Source organism: Georgenia sp. (assembly GCF_054605595.1).
The window spans coordinates 1-22,526 of record NZ_JBTSDU010000011.1 but is presented as its reverse complement, the minus strand read 5'-3'; the positions used below and the strand labels follow the sequence as shown (position 1 = coordinate 22,526).

Annotated in this window: 27 protein-coding genes and 2 pseudogenes; 17 read left to right on the top strand and 12 right to left on the bottom strand. The window is 68.7% G+C overall.

Going from position 1 to position 22,526, the window contains the following annotated elements; translation table 11 throughout:
• Nucleotides 1–102: 102 nt before the first annotated feature.
• Together ACYC1Z_RS02810 and ACYC1Z_RS02805 are read right to left on the bottom strand one after the other, a co-directional pair.
• A complete protein-coding gene (locus ACYC1Z_RS02810) occupies nt 103–954 on the bottom strand; it encodes a helix-turn-helix domain-containing protein (RefSeq protein WP_164498149.1) in 852 nt (283 codons plus the stop codon).
• 208 nt (nt 955–1,162) lie between these two features.
• Nucleotides 1,163–1,747 (bottom strand): hypothetical protein, encoded by a 585-nt coding sequence (locus tag ACYC1Z_RS02805; protein ID WP_112266852.1) that lies wholly within the window; start codon nt 1,745–1,747, stop codon nt 1,163–1,165.
• 263 nt (nt 1,748–2,010) lie between these two features.
• Between ACYC1Z_RS02805 and ACYC1Z_RS02800 the strand changes: the two genes are divergently transcribed.
• The 5 genes from ACYC1Z_RS02800 (at nt 2,011) to ACYC1Z_RS02780 (ending at nt 3,601) form a co-directional block, all read left to right on the top strand.
• Entirely contained in the window at nt 2,011–2,145 is a 135-nt protein-coding gene (locus ACYC1Z_RS02800) for a hypothetical protein (RefSeq protein ID WP_461408022.1), read from the top strand.
• Nucleotides 2,138–2,458: a hypothetical protein gene (locus tag ACYC1Z_RS02795; RefSeq protein WP_028850586.1), complete on the top strand. Its 321-nt coding sequence runs from the start codon at nt 2,138–2,140 to the stop codon at nt 2,456–2,458. The genes ACYC1Z_RS02800 and ACYC1Z_RS02795 overlap by 8 nt, the downstream gene beginning before the upstream one ends.
• Nucleotides 2,445–2,720, top strand: a complete 276-nt coding sequence (locus tag ACYC1Z_RS02790) for a metal-sensitive transcriptional regulator (RefSeq protein WP_026529653.1) — start codon at nt 2,445–2,447, stop codon at nt 2,718–2,720. The genes ACYC1Z_RS02795 and ACYC1Z_RS02790 overlap by 14 nt, the downstream gene beginning before the upstream one ends.
• A 66-nt stretch (nt 2,721–2,786) precedes the next feature.
• On the top strand, nt 2,787–2,951 hold the full coding sequence (locus ACYC1Z_RS02785; protein ID WP_169720974.1) for a hypothetical protein: 165 nt from the start codon (nt 2,787–2,789) through the stop codon (nt 2,949–2,951).
• The gene (locus ACYC1Z_RS02780; protein ID WP_461408021.1) at nt 2,948–3,601 is read left to right on the top strand and encodes a class I SAM-dependent methyltransferase; all 654 of its coding nucleotides are present in this window, start codon (nt 2,948–2,950) and stop codon (nt 3,599–3,601) included. The genes ACYC1Z_RS02785 and ACYC1Z_RS02780 overlap by 4 nt, the downstream gene beginning before the upstream one ends.
• A gap of 39 nt (nt 3,602–3,640) precedes the next feature.
• On the opposite strand, the gene ACYC1Z_RS02775 is transcribed toward ACYC1Z_RS02780, so the two are convergent.
• From ACYC1Z_RS02775 to ACYC1Z_RS02750, 6 genes are read right to left on the bottom strand one after another with little or no spacing between them, the layout of a single operon-like run.
• Nucleotides 3,641–3,838: an aspartate/glutamate racemase family protein gene (locus ACYC1Z_RS02775; protein WP_461408020.1), complete on the bottom strand. Its 198-nt coding sequence runs from the start codon at nt 3,836–3,838 to the stop codon at nt 3,641–3,643.
• Entirely contained in the window at nt 3,825–4,340 is a 516-nt protein-coding gene (locus tag ACYC1Z_RS02770) for an aspartate/glutamate racemase family protein (RefSeq protein WP_461408019.1), read from the bottom strand. The genes ACYC1Z_RS02775 and ACYC1Z_RS02770 overlap by 14 nt, the downstream gene beginning before the upstream one ends.
• A gap of 30 nt (nt 4,341–4,370) precedes the next feature.
• Complete coding sequence (locus ACYC1Z_RS02765; protein WP_036542089.1) at nt 4,371–4,697, bottom strand: hypothetical protein; 327 nt, start codon at nt 4,695–4,697, stop codon at nt 4,371–4,373.
• Nucleotides 4,698–4,729: 32 nt separating this feature from the next.
• Complete coding sequence (locus ACYC1Z_RS02760; RefSeq protein ID WP_036542091.1) at nt 4,730–5,713, bottom strand: M56 family metallopeptidase; 984 nt, start codon at nt 5,711–5,713, stop codon at nt 4,730–4,732.
• Nucleotides 5,710–6,099: a BlaI/MecI/CopY family transcriptional regulator gene (locus ACYC1Z_RS02755; protein ID WP_036542093.1), complete on the bottom strand. Its 390-nt coding sequence runs from the start codon at nt 6,097–6,099 to the stop codon at nt 5,710–5,712. Before ACYC1Z_RS02755 ends, ACYC1Z_RS02760 begins: the two co-directional genes overlap by 4 nt.
• Nucleotides 6,096–6,686 carry a hypothetical protein gene (locus ACYC1Z_RS02750; RefSeq protein ID WP_461408036.1) on the bottom strand — a complete coding sequence of 197 codons (591 nt, stop codon included), beginning with the start codon at nt 6,684–6,686 and terminating at the stop codon, nt 6,096–6,098. Before ACYC1Z_RS02750 ends, ACYC1Z_RS02755 begins: the two co-directional genes overlap by 4 nt.
• Before the next feature lie 92 nt (nt 6,687–6,778).
• Here ACYC1Z_RS02750 and ACYC1Z_RS02745 point away from each other — a divergent pair, with 92 nt between their 5' ends.
• The 9 genes and pseudogenes from ACYC1Z_RS02745 (at nt 6,779) to lnt (ending at nt 14,990) form a co-directional block, all read left to right on the top strand.
• A complete protein-coding gene (locus ACYC1Z_RS02745) occupies nt 6,779–7,531 on the top strand; it encodes a DsbA family protein (RefSeq protein WP_461408018.1) in 753 nt (250 codons plus the stop codon).
• 6 nt (nt 7,532–7,537) lie between these two features.
• The gene (locus tag ACYC1Z_RS02740; protein ID WP_102209895.1) at nt 7,538–8,407 is read left to right on the top strand and encodes a cytochrome c biogenesis CcdA family protein; all 870 of its coding nucleotides are present in this window, start codon (nt 7,538–7,540) and stop codon (nt 8,405–8,407) included.
• The gene (locus ACYC1Z_RS02735) at nt 8,404–9,648 is read left to right on the top strand and encodes a hypothetical protein (RefSeq protein ID WP_138445558.1); all 1,245 of its coding nucleotides are present in this window, start codon (nt 8,404–8,406) and stop codon (nt 9,646–9,648) included. The genes ACYC1Z_RS02740 and ACYC1Z_RS02735 overlap by 4 nt, the downstream gene beginning before the upstream one ends.
• A 71-nt stretch (nt 9,649–9,719) precedes the next feature.
• Nucleotides 9,720–11,129 carry an MBL fold metallo-hydrolase gene (locus ACYC1Z_RS02730; RefSeq protein WP_461408017.1) on the top strand — a complete coding sequence of 470 codons (1,410 nt, stop codon included), beginning with the start codon at nt 9,720–9,722 and terminating at the stop codon, nt 11,127–11,129.
• A 100-nt stretch (nt 11,130–11,229) separates the two neighbouring features.
• A pseudogene (locus ACYC1Z_RS02725) lies at nt 11,230–11,484 on the top strand (rhodanese-like domain-containing protein); the annotation flags it as partial.
• 112 nt (nt 11,485–11,596) lie between these two features.
• Nucleotides 11,597–11,830: a YgaP-like transmembrane domain gene (locus ACYC1Z_RS02720; RefSeq protein WP_218871006.1), complete on the top strand. Its 234-nt coding sequence runs from the start codon at nt 11,597–11,599 to the stop codon at nt 11,828–11,830.
• Between the two features lie 121 nt (nt 11,831–11,951).
• Nucleotides 11,952–12,845: a sulfite exporter TauE/SafE family protein gene (locus ACYC1Z_RS02715; protein ID WP_036542721.1), complete on the top strand. Its 894-nt coding sequence runs from the start codon at nt 11,952–11,954 to the stop codon at nt 12,843–12,845.
• A 54-nt stretch (nt 12,846–12,899) separates the two neighbouring features.
• On the top strand, nt 12,900–13,265 hold the full coding sequence (gene trxA / locus ACYC1Z_RS02710; protein WP_036542724.1) for a thioredoxin: 366 nt from the start codon (nt 12,900–12,902) through the stop codon (nt 13,263–13,265).
• A 78-nt stretch (nt 13,266–13,343) separates the two neighbouring features.
• A complete protein-coding gene (gene lnt, locus ACYC1Z_RS02705; protein WP_461408016.1) occupies nt 13,344–14,990 on the top strand; it encodes an apolipoprotein N-acyltransferase in 1,647 nt (548 codons plus the stop codon).
• A 164-nt stretch (nt 14,991–15,154) separates the two neighbouring features.
• On the opposite strand, the gene ACYC1Z_RS02700 is transcribed toward lnt, so the two are convergent.
• The 3 genes and pseudogenes from ACYC1Z_RS02700 to ACYC1Z_RS02690 form a co-directional block, all read right to left on the bottom strand.
• A complete protein-coding gene (locus tag ACYC1Z_RS02700; RefSeq protein WP_187326295.1) occupies nt 15,155–15,622 on the bottom strand; it encodes a hypothetical protein in 468 nt (155 codons plus the stop codon).
• A 94-nt stretch (nt 15,623–15,716) separates the two neighbouring features.
• Nucleotides 15,717–15,851: pseudogene (locus ACYC1Z_RS02695) on the bottom strand (DNA cytosine methyltransferase); the annotation flags it as partial.
• 33 nt (nt 15,852–15,884) lie between these two features.
• Entirely contained in the window at nt 15,885–16,043 is a 159-nt protein-coding gene (locus tag ACYC1Z_RS02690) for a DNA cytosine methyltransferase (RefSeq protein WP_187326294.1), read from the bottom strand.
• 326 nt (nt 16,044–16,369) lie between these two features.
• On the opposite strand from ACYC1Z_RS02690, the gene mobF reads away from it, so the two are divergent.
• A complete protein-coding gene (gene mobF, locus ACYC1Z_RS02685; RefSeq protein WP_461408035.1) occupies nt 16,370–19,924 on the top strand; it encodes a MobF family relaxase in 3,555 nt (1,184 codons plus the stop codon).
• Between the two features lie 22 nt (nt 19,925–19,946).
• Here mobF and dprA read toward each other — a convergent pair whose 3' ends face one another.
• On the bottom strand, nt 19,947–20,951 hold the full coding sequence (gene dprA / locus ACYC1Z_RS02680; protein WP_036542732.1) for a DNA-processing protein DprA: 1,005 nt from the start codon (nt 20,949–20,951) through the stop codon (nt 19,947–19,949).
• A gap of 210 nt (nt 20,952–21,161) precedes the next feature.
• Between dprA and ACYC1Z_RS02675 the strand changes: the two genes are divergently transcribed.
• Nucleotides 21,162–21,491, top strand: a complete 330-nt coding sequence (locus tag ACYC1Z_RS02675) for a hypothetical protein (RefSeq protein ID WP_026529636.1) — start codon at nt 21,162–21,164, stop codon at nt 21,489–21,491.
• Nucleotides 21,492–21,822: 331 nt separating this feature from the next.
• On the top strand, nt 21,823–22,526 hold a 704-nt coding region (locus ACYC1Z_RS02670; protein WP_461408015.1), incomplete at its 3' end, for a DNA adenine methylase.

The following is a 22,526-nucleotide window of genomic DNA, read 5'->3' as shown; positions in this document are numbered from 1 at the left end:
CCGCGACGAACCCGACGAGTCTCTACCGGCCTACCGGATCGGAACTGGCCCTGGGGCCTGCGGCCACCGATCCCGCGGCTATCACCCGGACAGATGCGTCCTTCACCCGGCCACTTGCGTGGACGTCACCCGATGCATCGTCCGGTAGTCGCTGGGAGTAAGGCCGACGCCGCGGCGGAACTGGCGAGCGGCGAAGTCAGGATCGCTCCAGCCCACCTCCTGAGCGATCGCCGCAACAGAGCGGGACGTCGTGCGTAGAAGATGCGCCATCCGCTCGGCTCGCTGCATGGTCAGGTAAGCGATCGGTGACTTCCCGTACGCCTCAACGAAGATGCGGTTGACCTGTGACTTCGACAGATGTACTTCATCTGCCAAGTCCGACACGGACCAACGCCGCGCCGGGTCCGTCCGTAAGAGTTCAGCGACCTTGCGCGCTTCTGTGCGCAATGGCGCAAACCGACGAACACGAGGTAGGGAGGGTATCGCGGTCGCGCGCTGCGTCGGGGATGTACGGATCGGTGAGGTCTTGACAAAGGGAGTCACGACATGAGCGATGCTGAACCACAATGCCTGCATTCGATTGAAGTTCTCCGCGAATCGGCCATCGATACTGAGAGCAACCAGCTCATCGAGACGCGGCATCAGCATACCCGCTCGATCTTCGCCGATATGAAGTACCTGCGCAGGCTCGGCATACATAGTCTCGGCAAAGCACTGCGCGTCGAGGCGGTCCCGTAATATGCCGACGTGTTGCCAGAAAATCTGGTCAATCAAGTAGTCGGTGTCGAGATAGACCGTCGTCACAGTTGCACGACCCTCGGGCTCACCCCCAAGCAGTGTGTTGGCCCCCAGGAGAATCACGTCCCCAAACTTGACCAGCTTCTGCTTGAACTCGCTAAACAGGATAGCGCTTCCATCGCGAACGACGATGACCTGAACGCAGTCGTAGGCCAACGGCCCGACCGGCTGGACGGTGATGCGGTTCCGGGCGAGGATGGGTGCGAAACCGCGGAGACTGCAGGACTCGTGTTGGTTCGACGCCGCGACCGATTCGGGCTCATCAACCGCATTCCTGGGATGGGATTCCTGACCACCTCTTTCGCGGGCACCAGACGGACCGCGCTGAGGACTGCGCGACGGGCGGGTCTCGACAATCCCGCGACTAATCGACCGGTTCGAGCCCAACGAACTTCATCCGGTCCTCGCCGTAGAAGCATGTCTGCAAGGCGAATGAACCGTCGAGGCCAAGTAGGTCATCGGTGGTCGCCCAGGTCTTTGGCGTGTGGCGGATATCAACCACTTGATACACCTGATCGCTACCCTCGACCTGCACCCGTTGGCCTATCTCCCAGGGGAGCAGGACGTCGCCTTGACAATTGTTGTGAGCTGCCCATACCGGCGGAACGCCCTCCCGCTCGTAGGAACTCATCTCCGTGAACGTTCCGTCGCAGCCGTCTAGTTCGTGCACGCCACCCGTGGCGCCCAAGTCCACGGTGGGCAGGTCTCCGAACGCGTCCTCCCGCGCGGCATGGATGCTTCCCGTGACCGCCGTCTTCACCGTCCCGTACACATACTCGACCCGCTCCGGCGCGGCGAGAAGGCCTACCAGCAGCGCCCCGCCAGCGAGGACGAGGACCGTCCCCGCCGCCGCGCTGAGGAACCCATGCCAGCGCCGCGGCGGTGGCTTACTCCGTCCGACTGTCTCCCGCATGCTCCGAACCCCGTTCCGCACGTTGACCAACCTCATGTTCGACTATCCATGATAGTTACTATCTAGCATAGTCGTATGGTTCAGCCTGTCTTCGCCGGCCGCCGTGGGGTAGCCGCCTCCCGCCCGGTTCGTGACCTCTGCGGCCCACGCGGTCCGAGAGGAGTGGGCTGCGCGAGGAGCGATCGGCGGGCGCTGCACAACCGTCCGGAGAGTCCGCTTGCCTCTGTCGCGGAGACCTCGTTCGCGACGCTGCGATGACAAAGTTGAGATCGCGATACCCCCGGGGGTATAGTGGAGTCATGGGCGCGACCGAGATCAGGCGAGGGAACCCGACCCGGGTGGTCGAGGAGAGCTCGGTGCCGATCCTGGGCTTTTGGGCCGACCACCCACTCGACGACGTTCCTGACAGTCAGAGGAGTTTCGCCTATGTCTGACCGACAGCTCACCTGCGCCCCGGCATGCCGCGCCGGCGTATGGGGGCGGCTGAGCCGTGGAGCCGTCGCCCTGATCGTCGGCGCGTTCGGTGCATCCATGCTGTCGACGGACCCGGCGATCGCGGTAGCCGCCGGCGTGATGGCCACCGTCATCGCGGTCATGGCGGTCACTGGAACATGCCCGACGAGCTGGCTCACCACTCGTCGGCAGCCTCAGACGCCGCAGCACACACTCGACATCCCCGATGCCCGGCAGCACGTCGACCTGACGAGCGCCCCCGTCCCGAACAGGAGTTCTCATGTCCACGAGTGACCCCGACGCCCAGCGCCGCATCCTCAACCGGCTCCGCCGCGCCCGCGGCCAGCTCAACGCCGTCATTGACGCGGTCGAAGGCGGCGGGTCGTGCCGGGAGGTGGTGACCCAGCTCGCGGCGGTCTCCTCGGCGCTTGACCGTGCCGGGTTCGCGATCATCTCCACCGCGATGAAGGACTGCATCGCCGACCCCGACGGCACCAACCGTGCCGACGACATCACCACCGAGGAGCTGGAGAAGCTGTTCCTCACGCTCGCCTGAACGAGCGATCCTCACGACCAACCGACAGCCAGCCCTCGAAGGAAGAAGCAATCCATGTGCCGAGCTGTGACCTGTAAGACCTGCGGCAAGACCACCTGGGCCGGCTGCGGCCAGCACATCGCCGAGGTCAAGCGCACCGTGCCGGCGGGCCAGTGGTGCCCCGGACACGACAAGGAGAAGGAGAAGGCAGCCGCGACGAGCGGGTTCTTCGCCCGCCTGTTCGGACGATGACAGGCGCCACGCGCCACGACTCGCCCTCTCAGAATCCTCAGGAGTTCTGGGAGGGCCGCTACCGGGACGCCGAGCGCGTGTGGTCGGGCCGCCCGAACCCTAGCCTGGTCAACGCTGTGCAGCACTTGGCTCCGGGGAAAGCGCTGGATCTGGGGTGCGGGGCGGGCGCCGATGCGATCTGGCTCGCCACCCAGGGCTGGCTCGTCACCGGCGTGGACATCTCCGCCACCGCTATCGCCCGCGCACGCCGCGAGGCTCAGCGTCAACAGGCCAGCGCGGCCACCCGGTTCGTCACTGCCGACCTGGCACGGTGGGAGCCGGACGACGGCCCCTACGATCTGATGACCGCCAGCTTCCTGCACTCGCCTGTCCCGCTCCCGCGCATCGCGATCCTGCAACGCGCAGCCACCACGGTGCGCGCCGGCGGTCACCTCGTGGTCCTCTCCCACGCCGCACTCCCACCCTGGGTCGACGCCGCGGATCATCCCGCGCACAGCTTTCCCAGCCCGGCACGACAGTTCGTGGAGCTGAACCTCAACGAGCACGACTGGCTCGTCCTGAGCATCCAGACGCACACCCGACACGCCACCGCCCCTTCCGGCGAGGCCGCCGAGCTGACCGACGGGGTACTTCTCCTCCAGCGCCGGTGACCGGCTCGTCCCGGCGCGGCGGACCCGCTGTGGGGCGGCTTAGCCGCGGGACATCGCGGTCTGGACGATGGCTTCGACGTGCAGCGTGGTCGAGTCAAGCAGCGGCAGTCCCGGCACGTCGTCGGGGCCGACCAAGAGGATGATCTCGGTGCATCCGAGCACGATCGCCTCGGCCCCGGCCGCGTGGAGGTCTGTCATGACCCGGATGTAGGTCTCCCGAGACTCAGGCCGGAACACGTGTCTGGTCAGCTCGTCGAAGATGATCTGATCGACCGTGGTCCGGTCGACGGGCTCCGGGGGGCAGCACAGTGAAGCCCGCTCGCTCGAGTCTTCTCCGGTAGAAGTCCTGTTCCATCGTCGGCGCGGTGCCGAGCAGTCCCAGCCGGGTCACCCCGATGTCGGTCGCTGTGGTCGCGACCACATCGGCGATGTGCAGGAATGGGACGGTGATCGCCGCCTCGATGACGGGCGCGACTCGGTGCATCGTGTTGCTCCCGCAGGCGATGAAGTCCGCTCCCGCCCGCTGCAGGCCCCGGGCTTTGCCTGCCAGATACTGTCCGGCCTCATCCCAGGCTTCGGCGCGCACGCATCGTTCGATGACGCCGAAGTTCACGCTGGACAGCACCAGCTCGGCTCGCTCGTGCCCGCCACGCAGCTCGTTCACGCGGTCGTTGATCCGGCGGTAGTAGTCCACCGTCGCGACGCTGCTCATCCCGTGCAGCAACCCGATGGTCCTCATCGGCGCTCCATCTGCCACCTTCTGGTCCGGTCAGATGCGGATGTAGGCGGCGTCGGCCAGTTGCGCATGGACGATCGCGGTGACCGCGGAGGGGACCGTGCCGACCTCGGGTCGCAACTCGCCGGGGTCGATGCCGCGCCGTCCGAGCCCGACGCTGCACGCGGCCACCTCGGTGTGCTCGGGCACCTGGACGGCATCGGTGCCGGTCAGGCCGGCCAGAGCCGGGCCGTTGACGATCACCCGCACCCGCACTCCCAGGCCGGCGGCGTGGAGTCCGGCGGCGGCGTCCAGCGCCCGTTGCACGTCGGCGGGGTCGTCGGCCACGTGCAGGATCACCTCACGAGTGTTCTCATTCATTGTTTGGTGTTCTCTCTTGGTTTCCGGCAGGGTCAGATGGTGCAGCCGGTGAGGGCGGCTGAGACGTAGGGCAGATGGACGAGGGCAGCAAGGGCGGCCATGCCGACCAGGTATGCGGCGATCGCGACGGCGGGCAGGGCGCCTGCCAGCCCGGCGCTGGGGTGGACGAGGTGGCGGATGCGTTCGGGACCAGCGGCGTGCAAGGCGACAGGGCAGGAGTGCTGCGGCATGGCGGGGTGGGTGCGTTCGCCGAGCTTGACCAGGGCGCTGACCAGCGCCCTGGTTCCTGCGTGACGGCGGGCCTGGTCGTCCGCGGCGATCTCCAGGTAGTGCGGCAGCGCGTCGGCGACAGCGCGGATCAGCGGCACCCACCGTAGGTAGGCGGCGATGCTGTCCACTAGCGCGGTGATGAGGTGGTGGCGTTGGTGCAGGTGGGCGTGCTCGTGGGCCAGCACGGCGGCCAGCTCGCCCGGCCCCAGCGCGCGCACCGCGCCGGTGGAGAGCACGATCCCGCCGTGACGGTCGGGGAAGGTAAGCGCGAACGGGTGCTCGGCGTCGACCAGTGCCACCTCGTGCCCGTGAAGGAGCTGCCGCCGCGCGCCGTGCAGCAGCGTGCGGGCGGCGTCCCGGGAGCGAGAGCTGCGCCGAACCATCTGGCGGGCAAGACCTGCTCCCAGAGCAAGGGCCAGCGCCACCGGCAGGGCGAGCAGCAGCACCGCGGGGATCAGGGTTTCGGTGGTGTCGGCGGAGAACGGGTTCGCGGCGGTCAGGCACCGTTGGCAGACCTCGGCCGCGCGTTCGGGCAGCAGCGCGGGGCCGGCTCCGGCCCAGGCCAGCACCGGGCCGATCGCCAGCAGCGTGACCAGCCAGACCCCGATGCCGCCGGCGACGACCACGATCGCCAAGCGCGGGACGCGCACCAGGGCGGGGGCAGCGTGCCGCAGCAACCACGGCCCGAACACCGCCAATGCCACCAGTCCGGTGCACAGAGCCATCGTGAGGATGCCCGCGGTCATGGCATGTCTCCCCGGTCGCGGCGTTCCAGGTAGTCGCGCAGCAGGTCCAGGTCGTTCTCGGGCATCGAGTCCACGAACTGCAGGATCGAGGCGGCCCGGTCGCGGCTAGCCTCCAGCACCTGCTCCATCAGCCCCGCGGCGTGCTCGTGCCTGGTGATCTTGGCGCCGTACCGGGTGGACCGGTTCTGCCTCGTGATGGTCACCAGGCGCTTGCGATCCAGGTTGGTGAGCACGGTCGCGATGGTGGTGTAGGCGGGGTCGGAGGGCAGGTGCTCGATCACTTCGCGCACGGTAGCCGGGCCGTGGTCCCACAGCACGTCCATCACCTGCGCTTCCAACGCCCCCAGGCGCAGCAGGTCGCCGGAGCGCCCATCGGCGGCCTTCATCGCACAGCCGCCACCGGCTCGGGGCGGACCGGGCAAGCGACCTGCCCGCGTAGTCGCCACACCAGTGCGACGCCGGTCAGGATCAGCGCGCCGAGCGCGAGGAACGGCTGCACGGGGGTGAACCAGGTGATCGCTCCCGAGTACCCCAGCGCCAGCAGCGCCAGCTTGTTGCACACCGGGCACCCCACCGCGAACCACGCCAGGATGCCGCCGGCCATTCCCATCCGGCTGCTGCGCCGAGCCTGCGCCTCATCGGCCGCGTCGGTGGCGGCGCCGTCCTCGCTGACCGCATTCGCCTGCTGCTCGTCCGCGGCGGCGCGGTACGGGCGGATATACGTAGCGACCAGCATGCCCGACAGCACCGAGGTGACCAGCCACACCGGATAGTTCCACCACACCGGCGGGATGTCTCGACCGAACAGCGGGTTGGGGATCAGCACCGTCGCCACCCCGACCACCACCGCGACAACCGCCGAGGCAGCGATCGCGGCCAGCACCTGCCTGCCCGTCCACCCTCGAAGCGCCTGGACCGCCAACCGGAAGCTTTCGCCGATGCCCTGGCGGGATCGAGTCGTGGGAGAGGTCATGGAACCCATTCTGACACGACTCGACTACCACGCATAGTCGACTATCTGAGATAGTAGAGGTCGGTGCCCGCGACAGTGACAGGAGAATCCCTATGCCCACCGAGACCACGAACCGCCCGAAACCGTCGAACCGTTCGAGGTCGTCACTAATCGTGCCGGTCGCCGTGTTGACCCTGGCTGCTGTCCTGATCGCCGTGATCGTGGCGGTGAACTGGAGTGGCACGACGGCCGAGGAGGGGGGCTCGCCGTCGGATAGCGGCGCGCCGACGGAGGTGCAGAACCCCGAGCAACCGGACCTGTCTGCGGCCGAGACCAGGGACGAGGCGGACCTGCTCGCGGCCGGGCCCGTGGATGCGCCGGTGGTGCTGGTGGTGTTCTCGGACTATCAGTGCCCGTTCTGCGCGCGGTGGAGCGAGCAGACACTGCCGTCGATGATGGAGCACGTCGACGCCGGGGATCTGCGGATCGAGTGGCGCGACATCAACGTGTTCGGTCCCGCGTCCGAGCGCGCAGCGCGGGCCTCGTACGCCGCCGCCCTCCAGGGGGCGCTCTGGGAGTACCACGACGCCCTGTTCGAGGACGGGGAGCGCAGGTCCGAGAGCGAGCTGAGCGAGGAAGCCCTCGTCGCCTTGGCGGGCGAACTCGGTTTGGACACCGAGCAGTTCGCCGCCGACCTGGGCTCGGAGGAGACGGCGCAGGTGATCGCCGCCAACCAGCAGTTCGGGTTCGACCTCGGCGCCACCTCCACCCCGATCTTCATCCTGGGCGGACAGCCGATCGTCGGGGCGCAGCCCACCGAGGTGTTCCAGGAAGCGTTCCAGAGCGCGCTCGACGCGGCGGAGTGAGGCGGCGTGGACATCGGACTGCTCGCCGCGTTCGCCGGCGGCACGCTCGCGCTGCTGAGCCCGTGCGCGGCGCTGCTGATGCCGGCGTTCTTCGCCTCCACGATCGGCAGCGGGCCCCGGCTGCTGCTGCACGGAGCCGTGTTCTACGTCGGCCTGCTGACCGTCCTGGTCCCCGTGGGGGTCGGAGCCGGCGCCCTGGGGACGCTGTTCGTGACTCACCGGCAGGCGATCGTGCTCGTCGCCTCGCTGGTCCTGGTCGTCCTCGGCGCGGCGCAGGCGCTCGGGTTCGGGTTCGACCCTGCCCGGCTGCTACCGGCCGGGGCAGACCTGCACGCGCAAGCGGCGTCCAAGACCGGACTCGTCAAGACGGTGCTGCTGGGCGCTGCCAGCGGCATCGCGGGATTCTGCGCCGGCCCGATCCTGGGCGCCGTGCTCACCCTGGCCGCCGCCCGCGGCGACACCCTCGCCGCCGGCGTCATGCTCGCCGTGTACGGCGCGGGCATGGTGCTGCCGCTGCTGCTGATCGCCGCGCTCTGGCAGCGCCTGGGCGCCCGTGGACGCCGGTTCCTGCGCGGGCGATCGTTCACCGTGCTGGGCCGGGAGCTGCACACCACCTCGGTGGTCACCGGGCTGCTGATCGTGGGCGTCGGGGTGCTGTTCTGGACCACCAACGGCCTGGTCGGGGCTCCCGAACTGGTTCCGCTCGACGCCCAGGCCTGGCTCCAGGAGAACACCGCGATCCTGGCGAACCCGATCCTGGACATCCTCGCCGTCGTCCTCATCGCCGGGATCGTGCTCGTGCTCTGGGCCAGACGCCGCCGTACCCACGCTCGCGCTGACGCCCAGGCGGGCGAGCACCGCGCGGAACAGTCATGACGCCGCGCCGGGGACGCTCCAGCCTTGCCCTCGCCGCCGTGGCCGCGCTGCTGGTGACCGGCTGCGGGGCATCCGAGCCCGAGCCCGTAAGAGACCCCTACCCGGTCGATGGGTCGCTACCCGTGGTGGACACCTCGGGCTTGCAGCTGCCGACGCCGTTCGAGGAGCTGGAGGTCGTGGACCCCGGGTGGGACATCACTCCTCAGTACGCGGACGGGGTGTACCTGGCCGCCGGTGAACGCGACGGTGTGCTGGAGTTCACCGCCGTGGACGTCTACGGGGACGTGCTGTGGGCCGCGCAACGTCCAGCGAGCTGCACCGGGTTCGTCGTGACCACCGACGCGCACGGCCGAGCCCTCGCGATCCTGGGCGACCTCCAGATCACGGCCGATGCCCTGGCCGCGACGACTGCCACCGCCTACGACCTGACGACCGGGGAACAGGTCTGGGGTCCGGTCGAGGTGCCCGGCCCCTACCAAGGCCCCGGCCTGGTCTTCGCCGCACCTCCCGATGGCTTCATGGGCGAGACCGGCCCACGCGTCGCGCTCGATCCCACCACCGGAGACGTCGCGGCCGACGAGTCGAGCCCTGAAGGTATCCGCATCATCGGCGAGTACCACGGCATCGTGCTGCTCACCCACGAGGACGCTCTGATCGCGCGCGACACGGCCGACGATCACGAGCTCTGGCGCATCCCCCTCGCCGAGCACGGCTGGACAGCGGCGTCCATCAGCGCGTCCCTGCGCCCTGAACCGGGAGACGGGCTCGCGCTCATCGCCACCTCCGAGACCACCGGCGCGCTCCTCAACCTGGATCAGGGCAGCATCGTGAGCAGCACCGCCCGCGACGCCGCCGTAGACCCCACCACGGGGACCCTCGTCACCCTGGACGACACCGGCCTGCACGGCTACGACGCCGACGACCGACCGCTGTGGTCCCTGCCTGTTGCCGCCGAGACCACCATCGCCGCGATCGGCGGCGTCTTCCTCTACCTGCGAGAGGACGGGGCGATCCGGGTCCACAACGTCCTCACCGGCGATGTCGCCCAAGCCTACGAACCCGACGGCCAAGGACCGATCATCGTGCCCACCCACATCACCATCAACGGCGCTGCACTCCTCCTCCAGGAACGACGGCACCTGGTGGCGACGATCGCTGAGTCCCCTCTGAACGAGTCCTTCCCGACGTCCAGCCACGCGGGCATGTCGATCGTGGGCGCTCGGGTCGCAGACTCGACTTGAAATACCCCAGGGGGTATGAGACGGTAAAAATACCCCCCAGGGTATCGATGACATCGACGGAAGGATGAACAGTGCTCCTCGAACGCATCTACGACGAGGACCTGGCGCAGGCCGGGTACTTCATCGGCTGCCAGGCCAAGGGCGAGGCGGTGGTGATCGACGCGCGCCGCGACATCGCGGACTACCTGGCGCTCGCGGCCAAGCACGGCATGCGGATCGTCGCAGTGACCGAGACCCACATCCACGCTGACTACCTGTCCGGGACCCGCGAGCTGGCTGCGGCGGTCGGCGCCGAGGTCTACGTCTCCGGCGAGGGCGGCGCGGACTGGCAGTACGGGTTCGACGCCCGGCGTCTGTACGACCGCGACACGATCACGATCGGCAACATCACGATCCAGGCCCGGCACACGCCTGGTCACACTCCTGAGCACCTGGTGTTCCTGGTCACCGACGGCGCCTTCGCCAGCGAGCCCGGCTACCTTATCTCCGGCGACTTCGTGTTCGCCGGGGACCTGGGCCGCCCCGACCTGCTGGACGAGGCCGCGGGCGGGGTCGACACCCGCTTCGAGGGCGCGCGGCAACTGTTCACCAGCTTGCGTGAGGTGTTCCTGACCTTGCCGGATCACGTCCAGGTCCACCCGGGGCACGGCTCCGGCAGTGCGTGCGGCAAGGCGCTCGGCGCGCTGCCCTCGACCACGGTCGGCTACGAACGCGCGAACGCCTGGTGGTCGCGCCACCTGGCTGCCGACGACGAGCAGGGGTTCATCGAGGAGCTGCTCGACGGGCAGCCCGACGCGCACGCCTACTTCGCGAGGATGAAGAAGCAGAACCGCGAGGGTCCCGCCGTGCTGGGCGAGCGCGGCCCGGTGCCCGAGCTGGCCGTAGCGGAGGTGGCGCGGCGGCTGGAGGCCGACGAGATCACCTTCGTCGACACCCGCCCGCCGGCGCAGGCCCATCAGGGCACCGTTGCCGGCTCGCTCAACATCCCCGACGGCTCCAAGACCGCCACCTATGCCGCCTGGGCCTACGATCCCGAGGCCGACTCGCGTCCGCTGGTGCTGCTGGCCGAGGACCAGACCGCCGCCCAGGCGATCGCGGATCGGCTGCTGCGGGTCGGCATCGACCAGACCGCCGGCTACGTCACCACCATCGACGGGCTTCCCCGGTTCGTCCCGCCCCTCATCGAGCCGGCAGAGCTGGCAGGTTTCGATGCCGCGCTGCTGCTGGACGTGCGCCAGCGCGGCGAGTACGCCGCCGGGCACATCCCCGGCGCCACACAGCTCAGCGCCGCACGCGTCCTCTGGCACAAAGACGAGCTGCCGCGCTCCGGCACGATCGTGACCTATTGCCAGTCCGGGATGCGGAACACCGTCGCCGCGAGTGCCCTACGACGCGCCGGGCACGCCGTCGTCGAGCTCGACGGCAGCTATAACGCCTGGCGCGCATGGCAGGAGACCACCAGCGAGACCGCGCTGGCCTGACGCACAGCAGAACGATCGCATCCTCCGACGGGCGGTCGGCCCCAGCCCCTTCCATTCGCATCTCCGCTGCCCGCGGCCAGACCTGACGAGGAACCACCCCATGACCGATCCCTCCGCCGAGCTCCGAACGCTCACCGCCGAGGAGCTCGCCCAGTGGCGTCAGCTCCACGACGACCTCACGATCATCGACGTGCGGTCCCCGGCCGAGTTCGAGACCCTCCACATTCACGGCTCGTACAACGTCCCGCTGCCGCTGCTGACCGAACACGCCTCGGATCTGGCAGAGCGGCTCGGGCACCGCGCGGTACTCGTGTGCCAGTCCGGCAACCGCGCCACCCAGGCCCAGCAGCATCTCGCTGCCGCCGGCGTGCGGACGGCCAACGTGCTCACCGGCGGCGTGCCCGCCTTCGAGGCCGCTGGCGGCCAGGTGGTCCGCAGCGCAGCTCGCTGGGACATCGAGCGCCAGGGTGCGGTTCACGGCCGGGCTGATCGTCCTGGTGAGCCTGCTCGTGGCCGAGTTCCTCTGGCCGGAGTCCCGGTTCATCGCGTTCGCGCTCAGCGCCGGGCTCGTCGTCGCGGCGCTCACCGGCTCCTGCCTGATGGGCCGCATCCTCTCCCGCATGCCCTGGAACAAGGTCACGGCCAGCCCCACCGCACGGAGCGCGATCGCATCCATCCCGGTCGCGACCCAGGAACTGTGATGCCCTGGCGTGCTCCGACGTTCCGACGGCGTTCAACTGCAACGACCCCGCATCTAGGACCGGCATCGGCACGGTCGGCGTCACGACCCGCAGCACCAACCACGATGCCCGGTGAGCACGAGTGAGCGGCACCCTGATCCTCACCCTCGTGCTCGCCGTGGGTGTCGGGCTCGCGCTAGGGACGCTCGGCGGTGGCGGGTCGATCCTGACCGTCCCGCTGCTCACCTACATCGCGGGCATGCCCCCGAAAGAGGCCATCGCGGCCTCGCTGCTGATCGTCGGCGTGACCTCGTTGTCCAGCCTCGTCGTGCACGCCCGGCACCGTCGAGTCCGATGGCGCACCGGGCTCATCTTCGGAGCCGCTGGCATGGTGGGCGCCTTCGCCGGAGGACTCATCGGAGGCCAGCTCCCCGGTGCCGTGCTGATGGTGGCCTTCGCGATCATGATGATCGCCACCGCGATCGCGATGGTCACCAGAAAGCCCAGGCGCGACACCGACCAACCCACGGCCGATGCCGGGACCGAGCGCGCCCACTCGCTGCCGATGCTGCGGACCATGCTCGAAGGCATCGTCGTCGGCCTCATCACCGGGATCGTCGGCGCCGGCGGCGGCTTCCTCGTCGTCCCCGCCCTCGTGCTGCTGGGCGGCCTCAGCATGCCGGTGGCCGTGGGCACCTCACTGCTGGTGATCGCGATGAAGTCCTTCGCCGGACTCGCCGGCTACCTGACCACGGTGACCCTCGACTGGCCCCTGGTGGCCGCGGTCACTGCGATGGCCGTGCTCGGAGCGCTCCTCGGTGCGCGCCTGTCAGGACGCATACCAGCCGACGCCCTCCAGAAGGTCTTCGGCGTCTTCGTCCTGCTCACCGGAACGCTCGTGCTCGTGATCGAGCTGCCGCCGGCCTGGGCGATCGCCGCCGGAGGCCTCGGACTCATCACGGTGGTCCTCGTCCTCGTCTGCCGGCTGACCGCTCTCAACTGTCCCTTCGGCCTAGCCCGGCCGACCCCGGGCTGAACCACTTCACCTCACAACACACCGTCGCCGACCAGACTCCGGAGCCCCACCCTCATGACAACCATCGACCTCACCGAAGACGCATTCTCAGCCGCCATCACCGACCATCCCATCGTGCTGGTCGACTTCTGGGCCGCCTGGTGCGGACCATGCCGCAGCTTCGCCCCCGTCTTCGAGGCCGCGTCCACCGAGCATCCCGACATCCTGTTCGCCAAGGTCGACACCGAGGCCCAGGCATCCCTGGCCGCCGCCGCACAGATCACCTCCATCCCCACGCTGATGGGCTTCAAAGACGGCGTCCTGGTCTACTCCCAGCCCGGAGCGCTCCCGGCCAAAGCGCTCCACGACCTGATCGGCAAAATCCGCGACCTCGACATGGACCACGTGCGCGCGCAAATGCAGGCGTCCGACCCTCGCTAGAACAGGGAGCGCATCATTTCCGGGCTCAGAGTCGAGACATCGGCCGACACGCGGACGCGGGCGTCCGAGACTGCGCCCTTGCCGCTATGGGCCGCGATGCCAGTCGCCGGCGTGGCCGGGCTCGCGATGGATGCGGCGTTCCCCGCACTCGGGTGGTGGCCGCTGGCGTTCGTCTCGGTGACGTTGTCCCTGGTCACTCTCATCGGGCGACGGTCCTGGGGGGCGCTGCTGGTCGGGACAGTCTTCGGCGCAGCGTTCTGGTTTCCTCACGTGTCCTGGTCGGCGCAGTTTCTCGGGGAGCATCCGCTGAGCTGGGTCCCGTGGGTGGCCCTGGCTGGCGCGCTGACGATCTACACGGCTGTGCTGACGGTGCCGATCGCCCTCGCCTACCGATGGCTGCCGCGCCGGCGCAACGCCTTCGCGATGCGGCTGCTGGCGCTGCCGCTGCTGGTAGCGGGAGCCTGGACGATCCGCGAACTCATCATGGGCTCCTGGCCCTACGGCGGATTCCCGTGGGGACGGGTGGCGATGAGCCAATCGGAAAGCCCGATCGCTCCGGTCGCGTCATGGGTCGGCGTCTCCGGCCTGGGCTTCCTGATGGTCGCCGTGTGCGCCGCCGCGATCGAAGCAGTCCGTTGGATCGTGCGCGCGCAACCGGCACGCGGTAACGCCACCGAGCACCCGAGAACACCTCTCGCCTCGTGGGCGGCGTCGATCCCCGTGCTCGGTCTCGCAGCGGTGATGGTCCTGGTGCCGCAGTTCCCGACCAGTCACGCGGGCACCATCCGGGTGGGCGCTGTGCAGGGCAACGGCCCCGCCGCGTACGTCGATGAGCACGAACCGGGCGCGGTCCTGGAATCTCAGCTCGCCGCTTCCGCCCCTCTCGAAGACGAACAGGTCGACATCGTGCTCTGGCCCGAGGGCGGCGTCGACAGTGATCCCCTCGCCGACGAGGCCACCGCTCACGCGCTCGACGATGCAGCCGCCCGATACGACGCCCCGATCCTGCTCAACGCCGCCGCGGCAGACGGCCACCTCGTCTACAACACTTCCTTCCTCTGGACCTCGAACGGGCCGACGGCCGCGCACGCCAAACGCCATCCCGTCCCCTTCGGCGAGTACGTGCCCGACCGGTGGTTCTACGGCGCGCTCGTGCCCAGCCTGGTAGACCTCCTAGAACGCGAGTACGCCGCCGGCGTCGACACACCCGCCATCGAGGTCGACGGCGTAGAGGTGGGACTGGCGATCTGCTTCGACGTGGCCTTCGATGACGTCATTCACGAAGGCGCGCACAGCGGTGCCCAGGTGCTCATGTTCCAGACGAACAACGCCGACTTTCGCGACACCGATGAACACCTGCAACAGCTTGCGTTCGCGCGCATGCGTGCCATCGAGACCGGCCGCAGCGTCGTCAACCTCTCCACCACCGGCACCAGCCAGGTACTCGCCCCGAACGGCGCCACGCTGGCCGCACTAGCCGCGGACGAATCCGGACTCATGATCGCCGACCTTGAGCTCCGGGACGGGCTCACCGCCGCCGTCATGTTGGCGCAGTCGATCAACACGCTGATCGTCTCAGGCACTCTCGCCGGCTTTCTCGTCCTCGCCTTCCTCCTCCTGCGAGACCGTGCATCCTCGCGACACCATCGGGTGCTGGACTCCAGCCAACGAAGCAGCATCGGCCTGCACGAGTGCGCCGACGCGCATCGCCGAGAGCGCTTGTAGCGGAAGAACGCCGTTGCCGAGCGCAGCGATCTGCTGATTAGCCGTGAGTTGATGGATCGGATCAGTGATCCAACCACTGGGGAGACCCATCAACCACTCCACGAACTCGGGCGACGGCCGCGGTCCACTAGTCCTGTCTAGCAGCGCTGGCGCGATTCGTCCTGTCACATGCTCCCATCGGGCGATGGCGCGGGCGTAGCGTCCCCAGCGGCGAAGATGTCCTCGATCAGGAACCACAGCATCTCGGGTTCGCTGCTCTTGCTCTGCAAGCCAGCCGGCCCGTTTAGCGCGAGGTCGATGATCTGATGCGAGAGCGCGATCGTCCCCCGCCTCGCCCTCACCTGTTCCAGTGACTCGCCGCCACGAGTCGAGTCCGTGGCGAGCGGCGTCCTGAACAGTGCCCCGGCTGCGGGCGAGGATGAAGACGCGAAGCCTGGGATGAGGAGCGCCGACAAGGGACGCTGGTAGGCCGATCCATTGCGTGTCATACCGCAGGTCGGCCAGATCGCCGAGTACGGCGCCGACTGCCCGGAGAGGTCGAGCTGCGAGGTCTCCCAGACCCCACGGGTCGGGTTCCACTTCGCGAAGGGCTGCATCGCCGGGGGTTGCGTGGTCGGGATTGCTTTGCGCATCGTCGTCTTCTTCTAGGGGTGCGCGGACGGCGGGTGAGGACAGCAGGCCGCGCACGTTCTCGATGACGACGAGCTGGGGTTGCAGCGCGTCGATCGCGGCGGCCATGTACGACCAGAGCCCGGAGCGGGTGCCGGGCGCGAGGCCGGCGCGCTTGCCCACGGTCGAGACGTCCTGGCAGGGGAAGCCTCCACAGAGAACATCGACCGGCTCGACGGTGCGCCAGTCGATGGTGGTGATGTCGCCCAGGTTGGGGGCGTCGGGTCAGTGGTGGGCGAAGATGCGGGAGACGTGTTCGTTGTTCTCGGAGAACCAGATCGTCTCGCCATCCAAGGCGTGTTCGACGGCGAGGTCGAGACCGCCGTACCCGGAGAACAGTGATCCGACCCTGAGTGGGCGAGTCCGGTCGTGAGGGTCGTGCATGAGGGCTCCGGTTGACGGGTGATCCCGGTCGGACTTCACGCATGAGGTCACCACCGGGCTGGTCAGCGACCAGGTGCGCGACCACTCGAACCGCCACCGCTTGCCTCGTCGCCGATGCCGTGACCCGCGCGCGGCGCACCACCCCCGCGTACTTCGGAATCCGTGACTCAGGCGGCGCCGCCAGCTCTCGTTCGCCGGCCCACCGAGCCATCACACGTCTTTCAGACGAGGCCGTTTCGGGCTTTGTCGCATCTGATGCGACCGGTCTCGCGGGCTCACCTGCTCTCCGAGCGCGGCCGGAAGGAGCAGCCGAGGTGACGGTTTCGATGCGCGTGATGAGCGCGGGCGATGGATACAAGTACCTGTTGAAGTCCATCGCCGCGGGCGACGGCGACCGGAGCCTGAGCACGCCGCTGACCCGCTACTACGCGGAGGCGGGCACGCCGCCGGGCTTCTGGATGGGCTCGGGGCTGGGTCGTCTCGGGCACGGCGACCTGGTCGAGGGAGGGCAGGTCTCTGAAGCTCAGCTCGCGCTGTTGGTCGGGATGGGCCATGACCCGATCACGGGCGAGCCGCTGGGCCGCGCCTACCAGCAGTTCGCGTCGATCACCGAGCGGATCAAGCAGCGCGTCGACGCCCTCGACCCCGAGTTGGGGCCGGCGACTCGAGCGCAGGAAGTGGCCGCGATCGAGGCGGAGGAAGCCGAGCGCGGCACCCGCCGCGCAGTAGCCGGTTACGACTTCACATTCAGCGTGCCCAAGTCAGTCTCCACGATCTGGGCGGTCGCGGACGCCGGCACCCAAGCCCTGATCGCGGACGCCCATCATGCGGCGGTTGCAGAGCTGGTTGCGTTCCTCGAACGCGAGGTTGCCGCAACCCGCGTCGGTGCAACCGGGCCGGACGGCGCGGTTGCGCACGTCGACGTCGCCGGTGTCGTGGCCGCGGCATTCGATCACTACGACAGCCGTGCGGGCGACCCGCAGTTGCACACCCACGTCGTCGTCAGCAACAAGGTCCTGACCGTGCAGGACGGCCGCTGGCGGACCCTCGCCGGCCGGCCGATGCACTCCGTGGTCGTCGCAGTCTCCGAGCTCTACAACGCCGCGCTGGCCGACCAGCTCACCCGCGTCCTCGGCGTCGAATGGGAAGCACGCGAACGGGGCAGGGACCGGAACCCGGCATGGGAAATCGAGGGCGTGCCCGACGAGCTGGTGACCGAGTTCTCCACCCGGTCCCGACACATCGAGGCCGAGAAAGACCGCCTCATCGCCGGGTACGTCGCCAAGCACGGCAGGCAGCCCTCCGCGCGAACGGTGCTGAAACTTCGGGCGCAGGCGACGCTCGCCACGAGGCCGGAGAAGCAGGTCCGGTCGCTGGCCGACCTCACCGCCGAGTGGCGGCAGCGCGCCGGCCGGGTGCTGCGCCGGGACGCGAACGGCTGGGCGCGCACGTTCACCGCATCCACCGCAGACGCACCGCGGCGGGTGCTGCGCGCCGACGACGTGCCGCTGGATGTGGTGCGCGAGGTCGGGCAGACCGTGATGGAGACGGTGGGCGAGAAGCGTTCGACCTGGACCCGCTGGAACCTGCATGCCGAAGCATCCCGGCAGTTGATGGGGTGGCGGTTCGCCAGCATCCAGGACCGGGAGGCGATCACCGGGCTCGTGGTCGATGCCGCCGAGCACGCTTCGCTGCGGCTGACGCCGCCGGAGCTGGCGTCCAGCCCGTTGCAGTTCCGCCGCGTGGACGGCACCTCTCGGTTCCGGCCGCACGCCTCGACCCTGTTCTCATCCGAAGTCCTGCTGGCCGCCGAAGACCGACTCCTGGCGCGTGCCGCCACAACGGCCGGGCCGGTGGTGCCGTTGGAGACGGTTGAGAGGATCGCCCGCAAGCCCGACGCACGCGGCCGGGTGCTCGGCGAGGATCAGGCCGCGGCCCTTGCCGCGATCGCGGTCTCCGGTCGGGTCGTGGACGTGCTGGTCGGCCCGGCTGGGGCCGGGAAGACGACGGCGATGAACGGGCTCCGCAGGGCGTGGGAGAAGGAGCACGGCACAGGGTCGGTGATCGGGCTCGCCCCCTCGGCGGTCGCCGCGCAGGTCCTCGCCGATGACCTCGGCATCGCCACGGAGAACACGGCGAAGTGGTGGCAGAACCACCTCATGTACGGGACTACGTTCACGGCCGGGCAGCTCGTCATCATCGACGAGGCGAGCCTGGCCGGCACGATGTCGTTGGATCGGCTCACCCACGAAGCCGAGAAGGCCGGCGCGAAAGTCCTCCTGGTCGGCGACTGGGGCCAGCTCCAATCACCCGGCGCCGGCGGCAGTTTCGCCATGCTCGTGCACGCCCGCGATGACGCGCCCGAGCTGACCGATCTGCACCGCTTCACCAACGAATGGGAGAAGACCACCTCGCTCCAGCTACGCCACGGCCGTGCCGAGGCGATCGACGCCCTGATCGAGCACGGCCGGATCACCGGCGGCGACGAGGAAGCGATGATCGACGCCGCCTACACAGAATGGCGGGCCGATCTTGCCGCCGGGCGGGCGTCGATCCTGGTGACCGAGACCCACGCGACCGTCACCGAGCTGAACGCCAGAGCGCGGGCGGATCGGATCATCGACGGCACCGTAAACCCGACCCGCGAACTGCCGCTGCGCGACGGCACCGCGGTCTCCGAGGGCGATCTGGTCATCACCCGCGAGAACGACCGGCGGCTCCGCAACGGCCGAACCTGGGTCCGCAACGGCTCCCGCTGGACCGTCACCGGAGTTCGCGAGGACGGGTCGGTCATCATCCGCCCGGCCGGGCGCAGGTTCGGCGGCGGGATCGTCCTGCCGGCCGACTATGTGGCCGAGCACCTGGACCTCGGCTACGCGATCACCGCGCACCGCGCCCAGGGCGTCACCACCGACACCGCGCACGCGGTCGTCACCGCCACCACGACGCGGGAGAACTTCTACGTCTCCATGACCCGCGGCGCCCACAGCAACCACGCCTATGTCACCGTCGACCGAGAGGACGCAGAACACGCGGTGCCGCATCCCGGAGACAACCCGAACGTCACCGCTCGCTCGATCCTCTACGGCGTGTTGCAGCACATCGGCGCCGAGCTGTCTGCGCACGAGACGGTCGCTGCCGAGCAGGACCGCTGGGGCTCGATCGCGCAGCTCGCGGCCGAGTACGACACGATCGCGCAAGCCGCCCAGCACGACCGCTGGGCGACCTTGCTCGCCGCGTCCGGGATCACCGCCGAGCAGATCGAAGACGTGCTCGGCTCCGACGCCTACGGCGCGCTGTCGGCCGAGCTGCGTCACGCCGAGGCCAACCACCACGACCTCGACGCGCTGCTCCCGCGGCTGGTCGCCGCGCGGAGTCTGGACGATGCCGATGACATCGCCTCCGTCCTGCACGCCCGCGTGGCACGCGCCACCGCCCGGCCTGCCGGATCAGGCCGCACCCGCAAGGCCCCGAGGCTGATCGTCGGACTGATCCCGCACGCCGGCGGGCAGATGGCAGACGACATGCGGCGAGCCCTGGACGAGCGCCGCGAGCTGATCGAAGGCCGCGCCGACGCCGTGCTCCGCGGCTACCTCACCGATGAGGAGCCGTGGACGGCCGACCTCGGCGCGGCTCCGAGGGGCGACAAGCAGAAGGCGGCGTGGTGGCGTGCCGCTCGCACCGTCGCCGCCTACCGCGACCGCTACGGCATCACCGACGACCGGACCCCGCTCGGCCCGACGCCGGAGAGCACCAGCCAGAAGATCGACGCCATCCGCGCCCGCGCCGCCCTCAACCGCGCCCAGGCGATCGCTCACGAAGGCACGACGGCTGATGCGGTGCGGCCAGCGACCACATCACGCCCCGCACCGAGCTTGTGAACCCGTCCAGCGAGGGCGGCCGTCAGAGAGAGCGCCCCGGCGTGCCCGGCGACGGGTGCCGGTGCCCGAACTCGCGTCCGACCTCGGGCCGCGTCACAGTCCGGTCCGGGGTTCTGTCGGCGTCGAGTAGGTCGATCACGTCGCTGGGCTGGGTGACGAGCGAGGCGAAGCCTTGCTTGATGAGTTCGTTCGGCCCCGCGCTCGCGACGCTGGTCACCGGGCCGGGCACCGCACCGACGCCCCGGCTGAGTTCGCGTGCGGCGATGACAGTGGTCATCGACCCGGACCGAGGACCGGCCTCGGGGATCACGGTCGCACCCGAGAGCGCCGCCAGCAGGCGGTTGCGGGCCAGGAACCTGTGTCTGGTCGGTGCGGCTCCCGGCGGCAGCTCGCTCACCAGCAAGCCGACATCCCCAATGCGATTCAGCAGCTCGCTGTGCCCGGCCGGGTAGGGGCGGTCCAACCCGCCGGCCAGAACGGCGATCGTCTGACCGCTCGCGGCAAGCACGCTCTTGTGCGCGGCCCCTTCGATCCCATAGGCGCCACCGGAGACGACGACCCGTTCCTCATCGGCAAGACCCGCCGCCAGCTCGCCCGCGACCTGCTCTCCATAGGCGGTCGCAGCGCGAGCGCCCGTGATCGTGGCCCGATCGCTCAGCGCCGTCATCAAGAACGAGACCGCACCGCGAGTCCACAGCAGGTACGGCGCACGATCGCTCAGGTCGTTCAGGCCGGCGGGCCATTCCTTGTCGGCGGGGATGAGCGTGCCGAATCCATGCCGCTCCGCCTGAGCCATCTGATCCAGCAGGCCGGGTGTGACCCGCGCCGTCAGTCGTTCGCGCCACATCAGTGTGTCGGCGCGTGCCAGGCCGGGCACTTCGTCGTCGGACTCGATCAGCCGCAGCGTCTCGACCCCGCCGTGACGGGCCAGGACGTACCCCGTGATCGGGTCGTTCGGCTCGGCGATCATCGACAACGCGACCCGCGCCATCCGCTCACCCTGCACCTGCTCCGCCAACGTGGCCATGATCGGTGTCCTCTCGCTCCAAGGTCACCGACGAGGTACACGCCCGCCTGCCGATGGGGTTCCCTCTGCCATAGGACAGTCGTAAACTCGGTAGCGAGGCAGGTTCAGCAAACTATGCGGGTCCTTCGGGACGGCCCTTCGCGGGCACTCGGTTCATAGCCGCCTCCACGACGGAACACCGTCGCGCTATGACGAGGAAAGAGGCCTGCAATGCTCCGGACGTCCGTGGCGCTCAGCGCACGAGGCTATGGCGTACTCCGCTACGCACCCACGAACCTGCTGCTCAACGCGATCCGCACACGGCGCGGCCTGAAGTGGGGCGTCCCCGCGATGCTGCTCGCCGGGGTCTACTTCTACGCCGCGGCGATCTGCACCACGATCATCAACGACGGGGGTCCCGGTTGGCTCTACCTGCTGGTCCTGGTGTTCGTCTGGAACGCCTTCAAGTTCCTTTGGATCGGCCCCGTCAGTCTGATCCAGCTCATAAGTGTCCGTGCGGGGGAGCGTCGCGAACGGCAGCCGGTGCCGTCCTCGCGGTGACGCGCAGGCGAGCCCACCGCGCCATAGGGCACTGACCACGACACAGTCGCATTCGGTTGGCGCGTCCCTTCACGGTGTACCGCATCGATTCGGCGTGTCGATGGCTCTGTGATGTCGTTACGAGTAGTATCCGTTACATGCAGGACTTCACGAGCCTGAGCGACGCGGGCCTCACTGACGTTGATCGAGCGCTGCGTCATGAGCGGCTACGTCGCCGTAAGGCGTGGCGTAACTGCGAGCGCTGCGATCAGGCGTTCCTCGGGCGAGGTGATGCGCGCTTCTGCTCGGCTCGCTGTCGAGTCGCCGCGCATCGAGCGGGGAAGGAGTCCTGATGAGTGACACGCTGCGGGTTGTCGCGTCACGTCGGTACGGAACGCTCTCGCCGCTCCGCTATCCGGGAGGAAAGGCGGCGCTCGCTGGCTTCTTTGGCGACATCATCGATGCTCTCAGGGTCGAGCGCGCACGTTATATCGAGCCATATGCCGGTGGCGTGGGAGCTGGGATTGCGTTGCTCCGTGAGGGCATTGTCGAAGAACTGGTTATCAACGACATTGACCCTGCGGTGTACGCCTTCTGGAAATCTGCGGTCGGAGACAATGCCAGCTTCGTTGAAATGGTTGCGTCCGTCCCACTTACGATCGCTGAATGGCAGAAGCAGCGAGAGATATACAGATCGCGCGATGAGCGAGATGCACTCCGCCTCGGGTTCGCCTTCTTCTTTCTGAACAGGACCAATCGTTCAGGGATTCTGAATGCCGGAGTTATCGGCGGTCAGCGGCAGGAAGGGAGATACAAGATTGACGCCCGCTTCAATCGCGAAACGCTCATCGAACGATTGACTGCGATCGGAGGCTTGGCCGATCAGATCACGGTCTCAGACCTTGACGGCAGGACAGTGATCCAGCGTTACGCTCAGGACGATCGAGCATTTATGTACATCGATCCGCCCTATGTTCAGGCGGGGTCTCAGCTCTACCTCAACGCGTTCGACGGGCGCGATCACACAGCCCTCCCGGCGATCGTCAATACGGTGGA